This is a genomic window from Streptomyces sp. NPDC033174, from assembly GCF_055577795.1.
In genome coordinates, this window is record NZ_JBVIPQ010000009.1 from 301885 (window position 1) to 320758 (window position 18874).

23 protein-coding genes and 1 pseudogene are annotated in these 18874 nt (G+C 69.9%); 14 read left to right on the forward strand and 10 right to left on the reverse strand.

What is annotated here, in order from left to right; translation table 11 throughout:
* Positions 1-13 precede the first annotated feature (13 nt).
* Together ACZ5VC_RS27565 and ACZ5VC_RS27570 are read left to right on the forward strand one after the other, a co-directional pair.
* Positions 14-940, forward strand: a complete 927-nt coding sequence (locus ACZ5VC_RS27565; RefSeq protein ID WP_469122695.1) for a hypothetical protein — start codon at positions 14-16, stop codon at positions 938-940.
* Positions 941-1049: 109 nt separating this feature from the next.
* A pseudogene (locus ACZ5VC_RS27570) lies at positions 1050-1181 on the forward strand (pyridoxine 5'-phosphate oxidase C-terminal domain-containing protein); the annotation flags it as partial.
* 193 nt (positions 1182-1374) lie between these two features.
* On the opposite strand, the gene ACZ5VC_RS27575 reads toward ACZ5VC_RS27570, so the two are convergent.
* Together ACZ5VC_RS27575 and ACZ5VC_RS27580 are read right to left on the reverse strand one after the other, a co-directional pair.
* Entirely contained in the window at positions 1375-2220 is an 846-nt protein-coding gene (locus ACZ5VC_RS27575; protein ID WP_469122696.1) for an alpha/beta fold hydrolase, read from the reverse strand.
* A 92-nt stretch (positions 2221-2312) separates the two neighbouring features.
* Positions 2313-3011 carry an N-acyl homoserine lactonase family protein gene (locus tag ACZ5VC_RS27580; protein WP_469122697.1) on the reverse strand — a complete coding sequence of 233 codons (699 nt, stop codon included), beginning with the start codon at positions 3009-3011 and terminating at the stop codon, positions 2313-2315.
* A 75-nt stretch (positions 3012-3086) separates the two neighbouring features.
* Between ACZ5VC_RS27580 and ACZ5VC_RS27585 the strand changes: the two genes are divergently transcribed.
* Positions 3087-4823: an immunity 49 family protein gene (locus ACZ5VC_RS27585; RefSeq protein ID WP_469122698.1), complete on the forward strand. Its 1737-nt coding sequence runs from the start codon at positions 3087-3089 to the stop codon at positions 4821-4823.
* A 169-nt stretch (positions 4824-4992) separates the two neighbouring features.
* A complete protein-coding gene (locus tag ACZ5VC_RS27590; protein WP_469122699.1) occupies positions 4993-5475 on the forward strand; it encodes a cupin domain-containing protein in 483 nt (160 codons plus the stop codon).
* On the opposite strand, the gene pdxR is transcribed toward ACZ5VC_RS27590, so the two are convergent.
* Complete coding sequence (gene pdxR, locus ACZ5VC_RS27595) at positions 5472-6863, reverse strand: MocR-like pyridoxine biosynthesis transcription factor PdxR (RefSeq protein WP_469122700.1); 1392 nt, start codon at positions 6861-6863, stop codon at positions 5472-5474. The genes ACZ5VC_RS27590 and pdxR overlap by 4 nt on opposite strands.
* A 105-nt stretch (positions 6864-6968) precedes the next feature.
* Here pdxR and ACZ5VC_RS27600 point away from each other — a divergent pair, with 105 nt between their 5' ends.
* Positions 6969-7724, forward strand: coding sequence for a metallophosphoesterase (locus ACZ5VC_RS27600; protein WP_469122701.1), 756 nt, complete (start codon positions 6969-6971; stop codon positions 7722-7724).
* Between the two features lie 40 nt (positions 7725-7764).
* A complete protein-coding gene (locus ACZ5VC_RS27605) occupies positions 7765-7863 on the forward strand; it encodes a hypothetical protein (protein ID WP_469122702.1) in 99 nt (32 codons plus the stop codon).
* A gap of 342 nt (positions 7864-8205) precedes the next feature.
* Here ACZ5VC_RS27605 and ACZ5VC_RS27610 read toward each other — a convergent pair whose 3' ends face one another.
* Positions 8206-8838, reverse strand: a complete 633-nt coding sequence (locus ACZ5VC_RS27610) for a DUF305 domain-containing protein (RefSeq protein ID WP_469122703.1) — start codon at positions 8836-8838, stop codon at positions 8206-8208.
* Positions 8839-8960: 122 nt separating this feature from the next.
* Positions 8961-9470: a DUF6153 family protein gene (locus ACZ5VC_RS27615; RefSeq protein ID WP_469122704.1), complete on the reverse strand. Its 510-nt coding sequence runs from the start codon at positions 9468-9470 to the stop codon at positions 8961-8963.
* Between the two features lie 240 nt (positions 9471-9710).
* Here ACZ5VC_RS27615 and ACZ5VC_RS27620 point away from each other — a divergent pair, with 240 nt between their 5' ends.
* Both ACZ5VC_RS27620 and ACZ5VC_RS27625 read left to right on the forward strand, forming a co-directional pair.
* Positions 9711-11267 carry a hypothetical protein gene (locus ACZ5VC_RS27620; RefSeq protein ID WP_469122705.1) on the forward strand — a complete coding sequence of 519 codons (1557 nt, stop codon included), beginning with the start codon at positions 9711-9713 and terminating at the stop codon, positions 11265-11267.
* A gap of 151 nt (positions 11268-11418) precedes the next feature.
* Positions 11419-11979, forward strand: a complete 561-nt coding sequence (locus ACZ5VC_RS27625) for a GNAT family N-acetyltransferase (RefSeq protein ID WP_469122729.1) — start codon at positions 11419-11421, stop codon at positions 11977-11979.
* A gap of 275 nt (positions 11980-12254) precedes the next feature.
* Here ACZ5VC_RS27625 and ACZ5VC_RS27630 read toward each other — a convergent pair whose 3' ends face one another.
* Positions 12255-12860, reverse strand: a complete 606-nt coding sequence (locus tag ACZ5VC_RS27630; RefSeq protein WP_469122706.1) for a DUF2867 domain-containing protein — start codon at positions 12858-12860, stop codon at positions 12255-12257.
* A 95-nt stretch (positions 12861-12955) separates the two neighbouring features.
* Here ACZ5VC_RS27630 and ACZ5VC_RS27635 point away from each other — a divergent pair, with 95 nt between their 5' ends.
* Together ACZ5VC_RS27635 and ACZ5VC_RS27640 are read left to right on the forward strand one after the other, a co-directional pair.
* Entirely contained in the window at positions 12956-13513 is a 558-nt protein-coding gene (locus tag ACZ5VC_RS27635) for a TetR/AcrR family transcriptional regulator (RefSeq protein ID WP_469122707.1), read from the forward strand.
* 375 nt (positions 13514-13888) lie between these two features.
* A complete protein-coding gene (locus ACZ5VC_RS27640) occupies positions 13889-14524 on the forward strand; it encodes a hypothetical protein (RefSeq protein WP_469122708.1) in 636 nt (211 codons plus the stop codon).
* Here the strand turns inward: ACZ5VC_RS27640 and ACZ5VC_RS27645 are convergent.
* From ACZ5VC_RS27645 to ACZ5VC_RS27655, 3 genes are all read right to left on the reverse strand, one after another.
* Entirely contained in the window at positions 14521-15237 is a 717-nt protein-coding gene (locus ACZ5VC_RS27645; protein ID WP_469122709.1) for a formylglycine-generating enzyme family protein, read from the reverse strand. The genes ACZ5VC_RS27640 and ACZ5VC_RS27645 overlap by 4 nt on opposite strands.
* A gap of 151 nt (positions 15238-15388) precedes the next feature.
* Positions 15389-15907: an SRPBCC family protein gene (locus ACZ5VC_RS27650; protein ID WP_469122710.1), complete on the reverse strand. Its 519-nt coding sequence runs from the start codon at positions 15905-15907 to the stop codon at positions 15389-15391.
* A gap of 114 nt (positions 15908-16021) precedes the next feature.
* On the reverse strand, positions 16022-16657 hold the full coding sequence (locus ACZ5VC_RS27655) for a TetR family transcriptional regulator (protein WP_469122711.1): 636 nt from the start codon (positions 16655-16657) through the stop codon (positions 16022-16024).
* 95 nt (positions 16658-16752) lie between these two features.
* Between ACZ5VC_RS27655 and ACZ5VC_RS27660 the strand changes: the two genes are divergently transcribed.
* The 4 genes from ACZ5VC_RS27660 (at position 16753) to ACZ5VC_RS27675 (ending at position 18410) form a co-directional block, all read left to right on the forward strand.
* Complete coding sequence (locus tag ACZ5VC_RS27660; protein ID WP_469122712.1) at positions 16753-16935, forward strand: hypothetical protein; 183 nt, start codon at positions 16753-16755, stop codon at positions 16933-16935.
* Positions 16932-17312: a hypothetical protein gene (locus ACZ5VC_RS27665; RefSeq protein ID WP_469122713.1), complete on the forward strand. Its 381-nt coding sequence runs from the start codon at positions 16932-16934 to the stop codon at positions 17310-17312. Before ACZ5VC_RS27660 ends, ACZ5VC_RS27665 begins: the two co-directional genes overlap by 4 nt.
* Positions 17313-17386: 74 nt before the next feature.
* On the forward strand, positions 17387-17668 hold the full coding sequence (locus ACZ5VC_RS27670; RefSeq protein ID WP_469122714.1) for a YkvA family protein: 282 nt from the start codon (positions 17387-17389) through the stop codon (positions 17666-17668).
* Between the two features lie 40 nt (positions 17669-17708).
* Positions 17709-18410: a DUF4230 domain-containing protein gene (locus ACZ5VC_RS27675; RefSeq protein ID WP_469122715.1), complete on the forward strand. Its 702-nt coding sequence runs from the start codon at positions 17709-17711 to the stop codon at positions 18408-18410.
* 54 nt (positions 18411-18464) lie between these two features.
* On the opposite strand, the gene ACZ5VC_RS27680 is transcribed toward ACZ5VC_RS27675, so the two are convergent.
* On the reverse strand, positions 18465-18644 hold the full coding sequence (locus tag ACZ5VC_RS27680; RefSeq protein ID WP_469122730.1) for a hypothetical protein: 180 nt from the start codon (positions 18642-18644) through the stop codon (positions 18465-18467).
* Between the last annotated feature and the right edge of the window lie 230 nt (positions 18645-18874).

Consider the following 18874-nt stretch of genomic DNA (forward strand, 5'->3'; position numbering starts at 1 on the left):
ACTGGAGGAACAGTTGACTGACGACCGTGCGCGCCTCGCCCACCTCATCGACTTCGGCCACGCCCGTTTGAGCGGAGGCCCGTTGGGGGACGCGGTCGACCTGTTCACCGAGGCGGCCGACCGGGCCGAGCGCCTCGGTGACCGCCGTGCGCTGCAGAATGCCATGTTCGGTCTGGGTGACGCCCATCGTCAGCTGGGCCGCCTCGACGCGGCCGTGGGCCCGCTGGCCCGGGCGGGCGATCTGGCTCATGAGAACGGTGACGCCGAAGCCGAGGCGCATGCCGTCCTGAGCCTCAGCCTCGCCCAGAGCGCTCTGGGCGACGAGGCTGCGGCCCTCGCCGGTGCCGACCGGCTGAGCGAGTTCGCCGCCGCGTCCGGGGACCCGCTCACCCAGGCCCGTTCGTGGAACGCCCGCTTCACGGCTCTGCTGACCATGGGCCGCTGGGAGGAGACCATCGCGGCCGGTGAGAGGGCCGTTCTCGCCTACCAGGACGCGGGGATCAAGGAAGCGACGGACTACGCGCTGAACGCCAAGGGCGTGTCCCTGCTCGCCCTCGGGCGGGTCGCGGAAGCGCTGACGTCGCTGGAGGCCGCGCTCGGCGCGGCGTCGACGATGGAGAATCCGCGCACCGAGGGAGTCTGTCTCTACAACATCGCGTGGACGTACTGGGTCGAGGGCCGGTACGGAGAAGCAGCCGAGACGGCCGAGCGCGCCGCCGCGTCCCTGAACCTCGCCGGGGCCGCGGAAGCCGCTGCGGCGGAGGCGCTCGCCGAGGCGGCCCGGGCCCTGGCCGTACCCGACGCACAGTCGGACGACGCGCAGGCGGCCGTGGCAGCGGGCGCGCTGGCCCGGGCCGCCGAGGGCGCCGGCCGCAATGTCGAGATGGTCCGGCCGTCGTGGCTTCTGGAGGAGGCGGAGCGGCTGCGCGGAGAGTCCTGAGGACCGAGGAGGGCGCCTGGTGGCCGGACGCCAGAACCGCCACCTCTGGGACTCGGCCGAGCGCGACCGCGCGCCGGCCGAGTCCCGGAAGCTCGTCTACGCGGACCCGATGCTCGTCGGCCCCGCCTGGACGCTCCACACGGTGACGCCGACGCGCATCGAGTTCCGGCAGGCGGCCAAGAGCCGCGTCCACAGCCGACTGCGATACGAGCGCTCGCACGCCGACGCGCAGTGGCGGCGGCCTCTGCTCTGGTCAATAACCGAGCCGCGCTCAACGGCTCCCGTGGAAAGTGGGGGTGAGCCGCCGCACGAAGCCCGTCGGCGCGGCTGGGGGGTGACGCGTGCGGCAGTGTGCCGTCGCCGATCAGGCCCCCGCCGGCCCGCCTTCCCCTCCGAGGAGCGGCGGCTCGGGAAGCCGGGCCGGGCCAGGGGAATCAAGGACACCCGAGGAACTCCGCAGTGGCCGCCACGAAGCGGTCGGCGTCATCGAGCCATGGAAAGTGCCCGGCCCCGGGTTGAACGACGAGCTGGGCATGCGGGAAAAGCCCGGCGAGCTCCGCCACCGCGCGGGGAGGGGAATTCAGGTCGACCTCCCCGGCGAGGAGCAGTACGGGCTGATCGAACCGTGCGAGTGCCGCGCGGGTGGCATTCGGGTCGAAGGCACCCTCCGCACCGAAGACACCCGCTGCTTCGTTGTTCTGCTGCCCGTCCTCCGCCGCTCGATGGGCCCGTGCCACGTCGTCCCAGCGGCCGTAGTAGAACGGCGCGATCGCCTGCCAGGAGTCGGCGGTCGCCTTGCCCGCGACGATCGCTTCCAGGCCGGCGAACGCGGCCTCGAACCACGGCTCGCCCCTGCGCAGCTGAGCCGTCTCGCGCCGGACGTCGCCGTCGATAGCGATGCCCGCGGCCATCGTGCTCGGAGTGATCAGGGCGAGCCTGCGCACCCGCCGGGGGTACCGCTCGACATAGCGCGCGGCCAGATTCGCGCCGGCGGAGTGTGCCAACAGGTCCATCCGGTCGAGGCCCAGATGGATCCGCAGGGCCTCCACGTCCTCGACGAGCCGGTCACAGCGGTACGAGGCAGGGTCCTCGGGCGTATCCGAACGGCCGGTTCCACGAAGATCCAGCGTGATCAGCTGTCGGTGCGCGGACAGGCCCCCGAGGTCTCCGAGGTAGACGGAGTCCTGCATCGGACCTCCGGGAAGGCAGATCACCGGTGGGCCCTCCCCCGACAGGTGATGGGCGAGCTTGGTTCCGTCGGGCGCGCAGAAGGAAGGCATGGCCAGGACCTTTTCACCTGCGTTCGGACAGAGCAAATGGTCAGTCCGCGTCCCGGCCCCGTCCACTCGCCCGGACTGAGGCGCGCCTTGCGCTATGACGGCTCCCAGACCGAGCAGTCATGAGCGAAGAGCACACGCCGCGGATCGAAGTCCGCCAGCCGTGCGATCCACGGCCGGTAGGAAGGAAGCGGCGGTTCCACCCCGTCATGTGCGGCTCTGTGTGCCAGATGGTCCGATCCGAACTCGCTCGCGAAGTCATGTGCCTGGCCGGCGAGGACCACGGTCCCGTCGCTCTGCCGGACGACCAGTGACTGGTGCCCTTCGGTGTGCCCGGGTGTCGGAATGATCCAGACGCCGGGCCGGACCTCGGCCTCGCCGGAGAGTTCCTCGTACGTGGCGCCCGGAAAGTCGACCAGCCCGTCGACGGTGTGGTTGCCACGCCGGGCCGTTGCGAGTTCGACGTCTTGGACCAGGATGGGCCTGCCCGCCAGGAGGGGATTCCCGCCGCAGTGGTCGAAGTGCAGGTGGCAGTTCACCACCAGGGAGATGTCGCCGGGGGCGAGTCCGGCCGCCGACAGTGCGTCGCGCAGAGGGCGGCGCCTCGGCCGGTAGTGCGCTTCCGTCTCGGGGCCGGCGTCGCCGATGCCGGTGTCGAAGAGGATGACGCCTTCGTCGTGGAGCACAAGATAGGCGAGTACGGGTTCCACTCGCGGTCGCGGGCCGCCTGTCTCCGACGCCGGTCGTACGAAGTACCCCAGGTCCAGCCGACGCACCGACATGTTCTTGACCATGGGTCCATCCTGGCACCGGAGTGAGCCGACCGCCCCGTCCGCAACAGGACGGGCTCGACTTCGTAGAGTTACCGGGTGACCGAACACCTTGCGCCCGACGCCCACTTGCCCATGCTGACCGTGCCTCAGGCCTCGCATCTGCGGAGTCTGGCCGCCGATTACTTCTCCTCACGGCACGGCGTGCGCGTGACGGTGGAAGGAGACGCGGTCGAGCACAACGGCGGCCGCAGTCCGCTCATCAACGTGGCGCAGCGGTGCCGGACGGTGGCCGAGGAGCACTGGCCGAGGATGGTCCATGAACACTTCACCCGCTTGGAGACCGCGTCCCAGGGTGATGAGGGGGCGCAGGAGCTGCTGCGACAGACGTATCTGCGCCTCCTGCCCGCCGACGCCCTTCCCGTGGAAGCCGCAGACGGTTTCCGTTATGTGCGTCCGGCGGCCGAAGGACTGGTCACGGCTCTGGCGCTCGACGCGCCGAGCTCGATACGGATCCTGACCGACCGCGACGTGGCACTCGCCGGTGTGGACGAACTGTGGGCGGCGGGCCGGGCGAACCTGCTTCGCGAACCAGTGGAACATGCGGAGGTGAGCGGGCCGTCGGGAGCGCTCTTGCAGTCCGTCAGCGGCGAGTCCCACTTCGTGTCGAGCAAGGCTCTCGTACTGCCCGAGCTGTCGCGGGCCGTCACCGGCCGGGAGTTGCCGGAGGCCGGAGCCCTCGTCGCCGTGCCGACCCGGCATCTGCTGGCGTTCCACCCGATCGTCGACGGAACCGTGGTGGACGCGGTCAACGACCTGGGCGCGTACGCTCTTGGCGCATATCAGGACGGACCGGGCTCGCTCTCGCCGGGGTTGTACTGGTGGCACCAGGGACGCCTGGTGTCCCTCACGCACATCGACCACGAGAGCCGCTCCATGTCCGTGGTCGTCCCTCCGGAGCTGATGGAGGTGATGAAGAGCCTGCACGGCGGGGACACCGCCGGCCGCCCGGAGGCCGATGTGCCGGGCTCGGCCGATGTCGATCAACTCGCCCATTCGGTCAATGAGTTCGTGGCACGATTCGCACAGGATCCGAGCGCGTTCGGCGGTGGCTTCAGGGCCGCCGTCGCGCATGCTCACGAGCGCTGCGGCGCAGACCCCGACGCGGCAGCGCTGGAGACGTGGGAGGCCTGGGTCACGGCCATGCAGATCGGCAGCGCGATGTTCGCCACCACGCTCACCCGGGGAGGCACCGTGGAGTGCCGGGTGGGTGAGCATGTACTGGCTCTGCCCGCCACGGGCCCCGCGCCCTACGCCGACGCCCGTGCCTGGCTCGACGCCTTCTGGCTGGCCCTCGTCTGCCGTGAACACGACCGGCTCACGCGTCTGTGCCGGGTCCCGCTGGACGACCTGCGCCGCGTCGGCCCGGCGGACGACTACCTCTTCCACTGGATCGACACCCTGCGGAGCTACTGGCTGAGGATCCCGATGGACGACATCGTCCCCAAGCTGGTCGCCGCCATGAACACGTCCCACCCGGACGTCGCGACCCGCACCCCGAGCGACTTCCTGAACCTGGTCGACTACCAGCCCATCGCTCTCTTCCACCGCCTCCTCACGAACGACCATGACGCCTTCGCCCACGCCCTCACCGAGGCGCTCGCCCACCACGAGCGGTACTGGAACGGGTCGGGCGACCCTCGCGGCCGGGTGGCACTGGGGCCCCTCGCGATGGCGTGTCTCGCCCACGACGGGGGCTTCCCCATCGACACCTCGTCGCCGTTCCTGCCCAAGTACCTCCTCAACCGCGCGTGGTTCGGCGAGTTCGCCACCTGAGCCGGCCCCGGGGGTCTGTCGGGATGCAGCCTGGGCGTCCGCGCGTCACAGTAGGAGCGTGGGGTGTGCTCCGCGAGGCAGGTGCGTCTTCAGGAAATGAATCCGCCCTGTGGAGAGCAAGCGAGGCTCGCGAACTCTGCCCGGAGCCCGAAAGGCGGTGTGGGCAGTGGTGGAACACCGGATTCTGGGACCTCAGGACGGCGAGCTGTACCAGCCGGATCAGGCCTGCGGGGATCGCTTCCTGATCAACAGCGGCGACTGGGGAGGCCGTTTCGCACTCGTCGAGCATCGACTCCCCCCACGGGTGCTGGCCGCCCCTGTCCACAAGCACACCCGCGAGGACGAGTTCAGTTTCATCCTCGAAGGGACGGTCGGCGCCAGATTCGGCGGCAAGGACGTGCTGGCCGGTCCGGGTGACCTGGTCTTCAAGCCGCGCGGCGAGTGGCACACCTTCTGGAACGCGGGCGACGAACCGGCGCGGTTGCTGGAGATCATCTCGCCCGGGGGCCTGGAGGAGCTCTTCCGGTGGCTCGACCAGCTCACGGAGGAGCTGAGCCCCTCGCAGCTGGAGGAGAAGGTGGGGCCGTACGGCTGCCTGGCCGACATGAAGGCCACGATGGCGCTGGTCAACGAGCAGGGTCTGATCTTCTAGGCGCTGCCGGTCCGCTCCTGCCCGGTCGGCGTCAGCGCCGCGTACAAGGCTTCGATGGCGGCCGGGTACGCACCCTCGGAAGGTGCGGCGAAGCCGATCATCAGGCCCTGGGGGCGTCCGGCGGGGTCGTGGTGAAGTTCCGTCAGACCGCGCAGGGCGAGTCCCCGGCCTGCGGCGTCGGCCAGGATCCGGTGTTCGGCGGGGTGGTCGTCGGTGAGTGTGACGAGTACGTGGAGGCCGGCGGGGACGCCGTGCGGAGTGAGGCCGGGGGTGGCGGGGAGGCGGTCGAGGAGGAGCTGACGCCGTCGGCGGTACCGCAGACGCGAGGAACGGATGTGGCGGTCGTAGGCATGGGTGGCGATCAGGTCCGCGAGGACGAGCTGCGCCAGCGTGTCGCCGTGGAGGTCGGCCTCGTGCTTGGCACGTACGAGAGGGCGTACGAGCTCCGAGGGCAGGACCATCCACGCGAGCCGGAGGGCGGGACCGAGCGTCTTGGACGTGGTGCCGCAGTACACGACGTGTTCGGGGGCGGTGCCCTGGAGAGCGCCGACGGGTTGGCGGTCGTAACGGAACTCGCCGTCGTAGTCGTCCTCGACGATCAGGCCCCCGGTGGCATGCGCCCACGCATGAGCTGCTCGACGGCGCCGCGGATGCAGGGGGACCCCGATCGGGTACTGGTGGGCGGGGGTGAGGAAGACCGCGCCGGCGCGGCTGGTCAGTGCCTCCACGCGGGCCCCGTGCGCGTCGACGGGTACGGGAAGGGTGCTGAAGCCCGCGAGTTGGAGGACCTGACGGTAGAGGTCGTGGCCCGGGTCCTCCGTCGCCACGGTGTCGACGCCGCGCTCCGACAGGACCCGAGCGAGCAGGTTCACGGCCTGGTAGTAGCCGGCGGTGATCACGATGCGGTCCGGGGTGGCGAACACACCGCGCGTACGGCCCAGGTACTCGGCGAGGGCGGTGCGCAGTTGGATGTGTCCCTGAGGATCCCCGGAGCCGAACACCTCGGGGCCCGCACCGTTGAGGACCCGCCGGGTGGCGGAGAGCCAGGCGCGGGCGGGAAAGGCGCTGATGTCCGGAAGACCCGGGCGCAGATCGTGGAGGGGCCGTACCGAAGTGACCCCGGGGCTCGTGGACTTGGGGCCGTGGGGCGGCGCGCCGGCCACGGTGGTGCCCGATCCGGGGCGGGAGGTGAGATACCCCTCCGCGACCAGCTGGTCGTACGCGGCGGTGACCGTTCCCCGTGAGAGCCCGAGGTCCCGGGCCAGGCCCCGGGTGGACGGCAGGCGTGCTCCGGAGGCCAGATGGCCTTCCTGCACCGCGCGCCGCAGGGCGGCCTCCAGGCCGGCGCGTCGACCGGCCGCTGGGTCCGGGTCGATATGGAGATCCACTCGCGAACTGGACCAATCATTCGGCATGAAAGTGGATCTTAACGATGGTCCTGTCGCGCTCATAGGTTCGTGACCAGCATCAATGCGCGCGAAAGGACTCCAACGGTGATCGTCATCGCTCACGTCAGCGACCTGCACATCGACGGCGGGCAACGCAGCAGCGACCGGACCCGTGTGGTCATGGACTATCTCAACGCACTCCCGTGGGACCTGGACGCCGTTCTCGTGACGGGCGACATCGCCGATCACGGCCTGCCGGCCGAGTACGAGCGGGCCCGAAGACTCTTGACGTCCCGCCACCCGACGCTGGTCTGCCCGGGCAACCACGACGAGCGCTCCGCGTTCCGGCGCGTACTGCTCGGCCTCGCCGAATCGACGGCCCCGATCAATCAGGTGCACCGCCGTGACGGGGTCACCATCGCCTTGTGCGACTCCTCGGTCCCGGGCGAGGACGAGGGCTACCTCGATGACGAGACGCTCGCCTGGCTGGACGGCGTTCTTTCCGACACCCCTCGGAATGTGCCGGTCCTGGTCGGGTTTCACCACCCGCCCGTCCTGCTGCACGACCCGTTCATCGACGGCGTGCGCCAGTTCGGCGAACAGCGGCTGGCCGAACTGGTTCAGCGCCACCCCCATGTCGCGGCTTTCCTCTGCGGCCACGCCCACACCTCGGCCGCGACGACCTTCGCGGGCCGTCCCCTGCTCGTGGCCCCCGGAGTGGCCTCGACTCTCCGCCTGCCGTGGGAGCACCGGGCCCACTCCGAGGACCATGTCTACCTGGAGCAGCCGCCCGCTCTCGCCTTCCACGTCCTGGAGGACGGGGGTCGGCTGACGACTCATTACCGGGGCATGAACGTCTGACCGCTACACCTGCGCTGTCGAGAGCACCCGCGACCCGGAGTTGCGGGCCATCCTCGTTCCCCGCGAGAACGCCGGGCGGGACACCGTGCGTACCGTCCTCACCGCTCACGGCGTCCCCGACCGGAGGCGCGCACCCTGATCCTGCTGTCCTGCGTGGACGGCCTGATCCTGAACCACCTCCTCACCGGCACGGAGTCCTGCGAGACGCCCTGGAAGGCCTGGTCGCGGCGGCACTCCGCCCGGGCCCCGCGAACGGGACGCGGACGGACATGACACGGGCCGGGGGCCGTCATGAACCGCACGGTCATGCTCGGCCACCTCACGTCACGCGCCACCCGGCGCGCCGAGTACTTCGACGGCTGAGGCTGCTCCGGCCGGCGGCCGGGCGTGGAAGGCAGGCGGGGATCACGGGCGGACCCCTCGCGGGGTCCACCCATGTCCTGGCCGGCCGGCCCGATTCAGTCTTTGCCGAGCAGCGCGCTCACTTGCCGAGCAGCTTGTGCATACGCGTGATCTCGGCGGTCTGAGACGTGATGATCGCCTCGGCCGTCGCCTTGGCGGGCTTGTACGAGCCGTCGGACTGCTCGGTCCTGGCCATCTCCACCGCCCCCTCATGGTGCTTGATCATCATTTCCATGAAGGCGGTGTCGAACGCCTGGCCCGAGGACTTCTCCAGCCTGTCCATCTCCTCGCCGGTCATCATCCCGCCGCCCATGCCGTGACCGGAGTGGTCCATCGCCCCCGCGGCGGGCACCTCCTCGCCCCAGGACTCCAGCCACCCCGACATCGTCTTGATCTCCGGGTCCTGCGCCTTCTTGATCTCCGCGGCGAGCTTCTTCACCTCGGCGGACTGCGCCCGGGTGGTGGCGAGATCGGCCATCTCCACGGCCTGCCGGTGATGGGGGATCATCCCCTGGGCGAAGGCGGTGTCGGCGTCGTTGTGCTGCTGGCGGGCGGCCGGGGACGAGGCGGACGCGCTCGGTCGGCCACCGGTGTGGCCGCCGTGCCCGGCGGGACCGTCCCCGTCCGAGCCGCAGGCGGCCAGCACCAGGGCGGCGGCTGCCGCGGCGGCGACGGTGGCGGTACGGCGGACGAGGGAACGCTTGCTGTTCATGGTTCGTGCGACTCCTTGGTGCGCGGCCCTTCAAGGGCGTGCGCCGAGTACGGAAAAGGGGGCGTGCCGAAGCACGGCACCGCTCACCGGCAACGCCGGAAAGTGGCGCCGTACGGCCCGCTCTATATCCGCAGGAGTTGCAGCTCGGACAGGTCGGGAGGCGCCCGGCCACGCGCGACCGCCCCCGGCATGCCACCGGGCAGCGCCACGACGCAGGGGGCGTCCCTCAGGGCGGCGGTCAATGCGGGCGGGGCGTACGGGGAACCGACCCCGGCCGCGACACACGCCCCATCGGCGTGATCGAGGTGCTCATCCGACCGACCGGTCATGTGCGAGCAGGCATCACCCGCCCGATGCACGCCCGCCGCCCCGGCTTCCGCCGGCCGAGACACCAGTGGATGGAGTGTTTCCCGCTGGTGCGCTTTCGGATGGAGTACTTCCCGTTGGAGCGCTTCCGACTGGGGTACTTCCGACTTGAGCGCCGACATGCCGTGGCCGGCATCGGCGTGCGCCGTCGGCGCTCCGCCCGGCGCCAGCGCGTGCATACCCAACACGCCCGCCAGCACCGCCAGTACGAGCAGCAGCATGCCGCGCCCGGCGGGGCGGCGGCTCACGGTGGTGCTGCTGGTCATGCGCTCATCGTACGGGCCACCAGGGCCGACCGGCGCGGGCGGGCGGACAACGGCGCGGGCCAGCCAAGGTTACTCACCGTCATAATTTTCGTTGCGAGGAGTGACATCTTGATTACGGAGAGCAATACTGGAACAAATCTACGGCTCACGGCGGTCGACCGGTGATCCCGGCTGCTCGCCGTGAGTATGCGCAGTCGAGGGAATCAGCCCTCAGCTGCCTGAGCTCTGGTGGAGGAATCGATGCGCTTTGTAAACCGGGCTGAGCAGGACGAGCTGACGGAACGGCACGGACACTGGCGCAGGTCGCCGAGCCGGGCACTCGATGACCGCTACTTCGACGGTGAGCCCCTTCCCCGAGAGATCGTCCCCCGCCACTGGTTGCCCGAAGGCAATGTCCATGGGGGCCGACGGATCGCCCGCTCGACGGACAGTACGCGCTACTTCAAGGGGCCACAGGTGCTCGTCCTGCGTGACGACATGCGACGTCTCACCTGGGCCGCGACGGTGGAGAGGCAGCGGTTGCTCCTGAGTGAGTATCTGCAGCCCGCCGCCTCGGAAGTACAGCGTGGGCGTCGTACCATCGCCGAGGGGCCGATCTGGCGGTACCACATCAGCCTGAACAAGCACACGGGGCGAGTCGGCGCGACGTGGGTGTCCCGTCCTGAGGGGAAGGGCGAACTCTGGCACGACGGCCGCCGAGTCGAGACGCAGGCGCAGAACGCCGACTTCCCGTTCTTCGCCTACAGCCAGGTGCCGATCGGACTCGTCCAGGCGGAGGAGCCGTCGTTCGGCGTCCTCGGCTACAAGTGTCGCGACACGGGGCGGATCTTCCTCCGGCGGGTCGAAGGATCCGAGCCAGGGCCGGAGCAGGTCGTCGTGGAGGAGCCGACGGTTGGGGGTGTGTCCTTCGGAATCATGGACGACGAGGTCGTCTGCAGAGTGGATCTTCTCAGAGAAGGACGGCTCGTTCCCGCACTTCTGACGTCCCGCGACGGAGGCCGCACCTTCAGCCGGCCCGAGCCCATCGATCTCGCTCCCGTACTGGAGCAGGGGTTCACCCCTCGCCCCGGCTACCAGAAGCCGATCGTGGACAAGGGCGGTTCGTTCCACGTACCCATCGGCTTGGACAGCGACAGCGAGGTCCTGGCCCTCAACTACGTCGCCGCAGCGGACATGCTGGTCGAGGCCGTGCGCTTCCCGGACGGCGGGATGGGCAAGGGCGACCTGGAGGTCTTCCCCAGCACATTGGGGAGCGGCAACACCTTCGGCAACGGTGTCAGTGACGGCCACGGGCTCATCATGGTGGTCAGCACCAGGAAGGGACAGCTGTTCACCAGCAACTCGTCGGCCGGCGGCGGCCACTTCCCGGAGGCGCAACTCCTCAACCACGAGATGCCCCTCGTCGCCGACTACTCGGCCTCGGAGTGCTACAGCAGCGGACTGACGCCCAACGTCGTGAGCATGGATTACCTCTTCGTCGAGTGCAACAACGTCGGGCGGCCCCTCTCCGGTGACGTCTTCATCGAGACCTGGGACATGCCCCTGCCGCTGCCGAAGGCCAGGGCGACAGCAACCGGCAGCAGTGTCTCGGTCGAGATCCTCAACGACGCCGATCTCGAGCCCGGCAAGGTGACCTTCAGCTTCGACGACCCGACCGTCAACGTAACCGGTGTGGACATCACCAACCTGAGGCACGCGACCGTCCATACGGATCACGAGGACCTGCGCGGCAAGACACTGGCCTTCGACGTCCTCACCCTCTTCCACCGCCACTACGGCGAAGCGGTGGTCGAGTAACCCCTCCGCGCCGCCAGTCCTGCGGCCTCCGCCGGCACTGGCCATGCCGGCGGAGTGCAGGTCCCCAAGGGCCGTCGCGCGCGACACCGCCCGTGAGAAGATCCATTCCCCCCGTGTGGCCGATCCGACATGGAAGACATGGAAGGTGACGATGTACGCGATATCCCTGGGCGAGGACGGCGCTGAGCTGCGCCCGCTCGAGCCGTGGCAGGCGGAGGAGTTCCTGGCCCACGTCGACCGGGGGCGGGAGTTCATCGGGCGGTACAACGGGCTGCCCGACGTCGTGACGGACCTGGAGTCGAGCCGGGCCTTCCTGCAGGCGTACGCGGAGAGGACCGCAGCGGACACCGGACGGCTCTGCGGCATTTGGACGGACGGCAAACTGGTCGGCGCGGTCCTCTTCCGAAAGCTGGACGTCGCTCAGGGCACCGCCGAGGCGGGCTGCTGGCTCGAGCCGTCGGCGGTGGGCAGGGGGCTGGTGACCCGGGCCGTGCGCGCGATCATCGACTGGGCCGTGGAGGAGCGCGGCATCCACCGCGTGGAATGGTGGGTCTCGGTGGGCAATGAGCCCAGCATCGCGGTGGCCCGGCGGCTCGGGATGACCAAGGACGGCGTGCTTCGGGAGAGTTACCTGTACCGGGGCAAGCGTCACGACGAGGAGATCTGGTCGGTACTCGCCCCGGATTGGCGCGCCGCCAGGCAGGCGTCCTGAGTCCTGCCCGGATCGCGGCGCCCCCCTCTCCCCCGACAAGGGCCCCTGTGTGCCCCGGCCGCAGTGCCGGACCCTGCGCGATCCGCACCCGGAGGGCCCGGTCATACCGGCGGACCCTGCCCGCGCTCGGGCTCTCGTCGAGGTGACCCCTCGGACGAGCCACTGCTCCGGGAGGACAGGCCCGCGCCCGACGCGGAGGACCTGGTCGAGCGCGGGGGCTCACCCGGGCCACGGCCGGGCGCTGCGCCTGACCGCGCCCCCGCTCGGGCGGCCCGTCAGCCCGCGCTCCTGTCGCCCGCGTTCGCCTCCCAGCTGCGGCCTATCGACCGGATCAGCGCCGGATACACCCCCAGATACCGGAACGGCTTGATCGCCGCCATGTACACGGCCCCGAGCAGGCCGTTCGGCTTCACCAGGACGGCCATCTGACCGCGGTGACCGCCGGCCCCGTCCTCGACCCAGCCGATGTGCATGACCGCGTGCACCGTCCGGTTGGCGCTCTCGGCCACCCACTCGTCGTGCGTCTGGTAGACGGAGGTGAAGGGCACCGCGCGGAGGTCGGGCCCCCGGGGACCCTCGCGGAGGTCCGCCGGCAAGCGGTCCCGCAGCGTCCCGACCCGGCGGCCGATACCGGCGTCGGACGTGTCCCAGCCGAACAGCTCCCCCAGCTTCCAACGGATGGCGAAGAGCAAGCGCGGCACCGGGGACGAGACGTGCGACGCGTGTGCTGGGTCGCCGTCCGTGAACTGGCGCACCAGTCGCTCGAGGTCGTCAGGACCGCCTGGTGTCGGCAGTGCCCACACGTCCTCGAGGTGAAAGTCGCCGGCGATCTCGTGGATGCGCCAGGGACGGGAGGTGTGCGCGGTCATGGGCAGTCTCATGTTCGGGCCCCTATCTATACGATGCCGTATAGATCAAGGCTAGACCTATCTATACGGTCCCGTATGGATAGGGAGACGTGAGGGGAGACACACCCATGGGCGCCACCCGTACGCCTCGAGGCAAGTGGATCGAGGAGGGACTGCGAGCGCTCTCCGCCGGCGGCCCCGAGGCCGTCCGGATCGAGTCGCTGGCGCAGGCGCTCGGCGTCAGCAAGGGCGGCTTCTACGGCTACTTCCGCAACCGGGACGCTCTGCTCACCGAGATGCTCGACACGTGGGAGCGTGAGGTCACCGAGCGAGTGATCGAGCGGGTCGAGGACGGCGGCGGAGACGCCCGGGCCAAACTGGGGCGGCTGTTCACGATCGCGTCCTCCGGCGAGGGCCCGATGACCGGCGTCACCGCCGACCTCGCGGTCCGCGACTGGGCCCGGCGCGACGAATCCGTCGCACAGCGGCTGCGACGGGTCGACAACCGGCGCATGGAGTATCTGCGTTCGCTGTTCCGCTCCTTCTGCGCCGACGAGGAAGACGTGGAGGTTCGCTGCATGCTCGCCGTGTCCCTGCGCATCGGCAACCACTTCATCGCCGCCGCTCACGGCAGTCGCAGCCGAGCAGAGGTGATGGAACTGATCAGACGACGGCTCCTGATGTAGCCGCCGCGGGGCCGCGCCGCGCCCCCGAAGTCGCACCCGAGTCCGGGCGGTCCGGCCTCCGGGCATCCGGTGCCGCTACCGTTTCCGCCCGCGGTAGTCGGCCCCTGTTTGATCAACTTGCTTACCTCGGGGGCCTAATGACGGCACGAGAGATGCGGGCGGCGGCGCGAATAGTCGGTCGGTCGGAACGCGCAATGCCACCGGGCCCGGAACCAATGGCACCTCCGGCACCTCCGCCGGCCCGGCCACCGGCGGGACCTCCCCCTCAGGGGGGCCAGGGCGCCCCGACCACATTGCGACGTTTAGGGCGGGAAGCGTCGGTAACGCTGTGTGACACAAGCCTCGCATGAGGACGTCTCTGCGAAAGGGCCCAGCATGTCAGTCGGCATCATCAGCATCCTGGCCGTGGCAGCGGCCATCATCGTGGCGCTCATCTGCGCGCGACCCCTGCTGCAAAGCAACGGCGGCAGTCTGATCAGGCGGTTCGGCCCGGAGTACGAGCGCTCGGTCGACCAGCACCAGGGCGACAACCGTGCGGCGCTGCGGGAATTGAGCGAACGCGTCCGACACTACGGTGACCTGACGCCCCGGGACCTGTCGGCACACGCCCGCGAACAGTACGTCGCGCAGTGGGCCGGTCTGCAGGAGCGGTTCGTGGACGCGCCCGCCGACGCCGTCGCAGGGGCTGCCCTCCTCCTCGACCGCCTGGCGCGCGACCGCGGCTACCCCTCCGGTGACCTCGAGAAGCAGATCAACGCCCTGTCCGTGCGCCACGCTCACCATGTCGACGGCTACCGTCGGCTGCACCGCTTGACGCAGCAGTCGCAGGCGGCAGGGGCGAGCGAGACGAAGACCGAGGAGATGCGCCGGGCGATGGTCGCCGCACGCGGTCTGTTCGAGCAACTGGTCACCGCGCAGCCCTCCGAGCGCCGTGCCGGTGCCCGCCGACTGCTGCGGGTGCCCCGGCAGAACCGCCACAGCGCCCACCACCACCGGCCGAAGAACGCCTAGCCTCGGCTCCGGAGCCGTGCGTCCCCGAATTCGGGCGCGGCCGCCCCCGCCGAACGCGCGACGCGGAAGCCCACGTCGTCGACCCGGAAGGTCGGGTGGCTGCGGCGTCGCGCGGAGGCCCGGCAGCTCCACGACTCGTCGAACCAGCCACCGCCACGCAGCACGCGGTACGAGCCGTAGACCTCGGCGTCGTACACGTCCCAGCACCAGTCCCAGACGTTGCCGAGCATGTCGTGAAGACCCCACGGGTTGGGCCGTTTCCCGCCCACCTCGTGCATGCTCTCCTGCGAGTTGTCGCGGTACCAGGCGATCTCGTCGAGCGGCCCGTAATGGGGTCCGGTCGTCCCGGCTCGGCAGGCGTGCTCCCACTCCGCTTCGGTGGGGAGCCGGTAGCCGTCGGCGGACGTGTCCCAGTCGATGCGGTCCTCGTCGGCGTCAAGCGAGTAGGCGGGTGTCACTCCGTCGCGCAGGGACAGGGCATTGCAGAACCGGACCGCATCCCACCAGGACACGCCCTCCACCGGCAGCTGCTCCCCGTGGACGGCGCTCGGCCTCAGTCCCGTGACCTCTGCGTAGAGCCCCTGGGTGACCGGGACCGGCGCAAGTCTGTAGGGCTCGAGACTCACCGACCAACTGCGTTTCGTCCGCCGGTCGGAGAGCATTACCTGCCCGGCCGGGATGGAGATCATCTCGTCTCGCACACGCGCGTCCATGAACAGGTGATCGTACCGGCACCATGGGCCAGGCGACCGTCGGCAAACCGTGAGCCGGGAACTCTCCGGCGCTCCGGCTCTCCGGGCTCGCGCGCCGCGATCCCGCGGCGCGGCGCAGTGACCGCCGCGCTCCCCCGCTCCTTCACGGCCGCTACTTCACGGCGTGCTCACCGTCCGACTCCATCGCCCCCTTCAACCGCTCCAGCGTGGTGCGAATGTTTCCGCGCTGGAACTCGGCGAAGGTATGCCCTCGGGTGGCGATCCGGTCGAATGCGTTGGCCAGGAAGTCAGGCCATGCGCGCCGGTTGTCGGTCCAGATCTCGGTCACCGTGGTGGCGCCGTCGACCGGTTCGAAGCGGTACTCCCATGTGGCGATGGCCCCCGGGAGCCACGGGCGGCGCGCCCCGATCGCATGGACGCGGAAGGCGAACCGCTTGCCCGGGTCGGCGGCGGTCACCGTGCACTTCGTCGTCCAGCGGAAGGAACCGCGCTTGTTGTGGCCTTCGAAGACCATGCCGACGTACGCGGCGCCCTGCTCCCCCACCACGGTGGCTCCCCGGTTCTCCGGGCTCCAGCGCCCCATCGCCGTGGGATCACTGAGCTGCTCGTACACGGCCGAAGCAGCGGCATTGATCACGATGCTGTCGGACACGGACATGGTGCGGGGCATGGAGGGACTCCTTTGCACGGCTGTCCAGTACAAGCCGGGACGCATACCTTACTCGCCAGTACGGCGCGCGCCACAAGGGCGGGTGTCACCTTCCGCCCCGCTCCTGCCCAGCCCTCACAGACTTTTCGCCGCCGCCCAGTTCAGTCGGCCCGCGTGGATCAGCCGCAGCTGGCGGCGTGCCGTGTGCGTGACCGCGGCCCACTCGTTGTCCTCCAGCGCCGCCGCCAGGTAGGCGGAGGCCGTCATCACCATGTGGTCGACGTACAGCCGGGCCAGCATGAGCAGGTCCTCCTCGTCCCAGTCGGCCCCGAGCGGGTCGGTACCGAGACTTTCGGCCACTTCCCCCGCGAAGGCGTCGAGCTGCCCGGCCACCGCCTCCCGCACCTTGCGCACACCGCCGTGCCGTTCCCGCACGATGAAGCGGATGTGCGCGGGATACGTACGGACGAGTTCGGCCATCAACTCCACACTGCTGTCGATGCGCCGAGCCGCGTCTCCAGTGGTGGCGAGGGTCGAGCGGATGATGCCGTGCAGGTTCTCCAGCGCCTCGTCAACCAGCGCGATGCCCAGCTCCTCGATGTCGCGGAAGTGCCGGTAGAACGCGGTCGGCGCCACTCCGGCGGCGCGGGTCACCTCGCGGAGCCCCAGGCTGCCGAGATTCTGCTCCTCCAGCAGCGAGAGGGCCGCGTCCAGCAGGGCTCGGCGCGTTCTGTGACGTTGGGCCTGGCGGGCCCCGACGGTCTGACTCATGACGGAAAGTTAACCCTCCGGACACCGGGCACCGCATCCCATGATTTAGACTGGGTAGTCAGTGAACAACTGTCACCTATTTTGGAGGAAGCACGATGCTCTTCCTCGTAGCGGCCCTCATGCTGATGGGGATCCTCCTGGGGGCGGTGGCCCATGTGCCTGTCCCCGTCACGCTCGTCGCGACCGCCGCCATCGCCTGCTGGTTGCTGGCCTTCGCGGTCCGGGAGCGGGTCGCCCGTCACCACCGTCGGCCCAACCGTCAGGAGGTCTCTTCATGAATGCCCGGAGTACCGCCGTCCGCGCCAACGACACCCGCGACGCGAACGGCCGGGACAGCTCGCGAGACGCCAACACCTCGACCACCGCCAACACCGCCCACGCCGCCGGCAGCGCCACCACCGCGACGGCCCGAACCCACGCCACCCGAGACGCCGACGGCATGGCCGTCGCCTCGTTCGTACTGGGACTCGTGGGCCTGCTCGCGATGAACCTCTTCCTCGGGCCGACCGCGGTCGTCCTCGCTGCCCTCGCCCTGCGCCGCGGCACCAGCCGCCCCGGCCGCGCCCGGCTCGGCCTTGCGCTGGGCGTCGCCGACCTGGTCGTCCTGGCATGCCTGATCAACGCCGACCACACCTGGTCGTGGAGCCTCAACTGAGCGACGAGCGATGCCGGTTCTCGCGTACGGGGCGAACCGCGTGAAAGACACGCGTTCCGGGGTATAGGAGCGCCATGGACAGCATCCTCTGGTGGATCATCGGCGCGCTCATCCTCGCCACGGCGATCGGTGCCGTCTATCTGCTGATCAGAGTGGTCCAGGCGCGCAAACTGCTGCTCGACGCCGGGGTGCCCCTGCGGGACAAGGCGCTGTTCTGGGTGGCCGTGATCTACACGGTCTCGCCCGTCGACCTGCTGCCGGACCCGGTCTACCTCGACGACATCGGCGTACTGCTGCTCGCCCTGCGGACGCTGCACACGGCCGCGCGGCAGGGCGTTGAGGAGAAGCGCGGATGACATCGAGGATGACCATGTCCTGACAGGGCATCCGGTCCTCGTGGAAACGCATCCGAAGACGCAGCCGAAGACGCATCGGAACGACAGCGCGTCGGCAGCCGGGCACCGCCATTGGACGCGATGGTGGGTCCGGTCCGCCGTCGCCCTGGTCACCGTAGCGGCACTGCTCGTCGTGGCCGCCCGGTTCCTCCCGGTCCCCGGCCTGGGCGACATTTTCGGCACCCGGACCCAGGACCGGAGCGGGCCGGCGGTTCTGAAGTCCCTCCGGGACATGAGCCGCTACGAAGGCGCCGCCGGCGACTACCAGGTCGTGGTGGACCTGGAACAGGACGCCCGCTTCCTGCCCGACGCCATCAGGGGCACCCGCACCCTGTACGTCGGGGCGGGTGCCGTCGCCTCATATGTCGACCTCGGCAAGCTGGACGACCGCGCGATCACGGTCAACTCCGACCGGACGCGGGCGACTCTCCGTCTCCCCCACGCCGCCCTGGGCACTCCCGCCCTGGACCCCGCCCGGTCCTACGCCGTCTCCAAACAACGCGGGCTACTGGACCGGCTCGGCGACCTGTTCTCCGGCAACCCGTCCGGGGAGCAGGCCGTACAGAAGCTGGCGGTCAAGCGCATCGGCGACGCGGCACAGGCCAGCGGCCTCACCCAGCGCGCCGAGAAGAACACGACCGCGATGCTGGAGGGCCTGCTGCGTTCGCTCGGCTTCGAGCAGGTCACCGTGACGTACGCCTGAGCGGGGACCGTGCGTCTCGGCGCGCCGAGAATCCCCGCCCACCCTCTAGCGCCGTCAGCGCCTGCGAGCCCGGCCCGCCCGCCAGCCGGCCCCTACGCCCGCCACGTGCAAAGCCAGCGCTGTCAGGCCGAGGAGCATGACATTGCCGGACGAGAAGGCCTGGTTCGTCGTGATTTCGGCGGCGTTGATCAGAAACGCGATGAAGAACAGCACCGCTGCGGCTATACCGAGCATCGAAGTGCCCCCATTCCGGAAAGTGGTGACGTCCATGTGCCCCCACTTGCCTGGATCAGGCCAAGCCGCAGCGCGCCGCTCGTGGCGACGGTGGTGGGTTTCGCGTCGGCTGCCGCACGCGTCGGGGACCCCGAGCTTCGACCCGGGGGGCCGAAAAGGTTGGTTCGGGTTCGGGGGGGGGGGTGTTTTCCCCCCGCTGGCCCTTCTTTTCCCTGGTGGGGGCTAAAGTC

Bases quoted from the DNA above. Each gene is read 5' to 3' on its own strand.
- ACZ5VC_RS27575 (WP_469122696.1), bottom strand. From the start codon at position 2,220: ATGCCTTCCTTCTGCGCGCCCGACGGAACCAAGCTCGCCCATCACCTG.
- ACZ5VC_RS27580 (WP_469122697.1), bottom strand. From the start codon at position 3,011: ATGGTCAAGAACATGTCGGTGCGTCGGCTGGACCTGGGGTACTTCGTA.
- ACZ5VC_RS27610 (WP_469122703.1), bottom strand. From the start codon at position 8,838: ATGAACAGCAAGCGTTCCCTCGTCCGCCGTACCGCCACCGTCGCCGCC.
- ACZ5VC_RS27615 (WP_469122704.1), bottom strand. From the start codon at position 9,470: ATGACCAGCAGCACCACCGTGAGCCGCCGCCCCGCCGGGCGCGGCATG.
- ACZ5VC_RS27620 (WP_469122705.1), top strand. From the start codon at position 9,711: ATGCGCTTTGTAAACCGGGCTGAGCAGGACGAGCTGACGGAACGGCAC.
- ACZ5VC_RS27625 (WP_469122729.1), top strand. From the start codon at position 11,419: ATGTACGCGATATCCCTGGGCGAGGACGGCGCTGAGCTGCGCCCGCTC.
- ACZ5VC_RS27630 (WP_469122706.1), bottom strand. From the start codon at position 12,860: ATGAGACTGCCCATGACCGCGCACACCTCCCGTCCCTGGCGCATCCAC.
- ACZ5VC_RS27635 (WP_469122707.1), top strand. From the start codon at position 12,956: ATGGGCGCCACCCGTACGCCTCGAGGCAAGTGGATCGAGGAGGGACTG.
- ACZ5VC_RS27640 (WP_469122708.1), top strand. From the start codon at position 13,889: ATGTCAGTCGGCATCATCAGCATCCTGGCCGTGGCAGCGGCCATCATC.
- ACZ5VC_RS27645 (WP_469122709.1), bottom strand. From the start codon at position 15,237: ATGGACGCGCGTGTGCGAGACGAGATGATCTCCATCCCGGCCGGGCAG.
- ACZ5VC_RS27650 (WP_469122710.1), bottom strand. From the start codon at position 15,907: ATGCCCCGCACCATGTCCGTGTCCGACAGCATCGTGATCAATGCCGCT.
- ACZ5VC_RS27655 (WP_469122711.1), bottom strand. From the start codon at position 16,657: ATGAGTCAGACCGTCGGGGCCCGCCAGGCCCAACGTCACAGAACGCGC.
- ACZ5VC_RS27660 (WP_469122712.1), top strand. From the start codon at position 16,753: ATGCTCTTCCTCGTAGCGGCCCTCATGCTGATGGGGATCCTCCTGGGG.
- ACZ5VC_RS27665 (WP_469122713.1), top strand. From the start codon at position 16,932: ATGAATGCCCGGAGTACCGCCGTCCGCGCCAACGACACCCGCGACGCG.
- ACZ5VC_RS27670 (WP_469122714.1), top strand. From the start codon at position 17,387: ATGGACAGCATCCTCTGGTGGATCATCGGCGCGCTCATCCTCGCCACG.
- ACZ5VC_RS27680 (WP_469122730.1), bottom strand. From the start codon at position 18,644: ATGCTCGGTATAGCCGCAGCGGTGCTGTTCTTCATCGCGTTTCTGATC.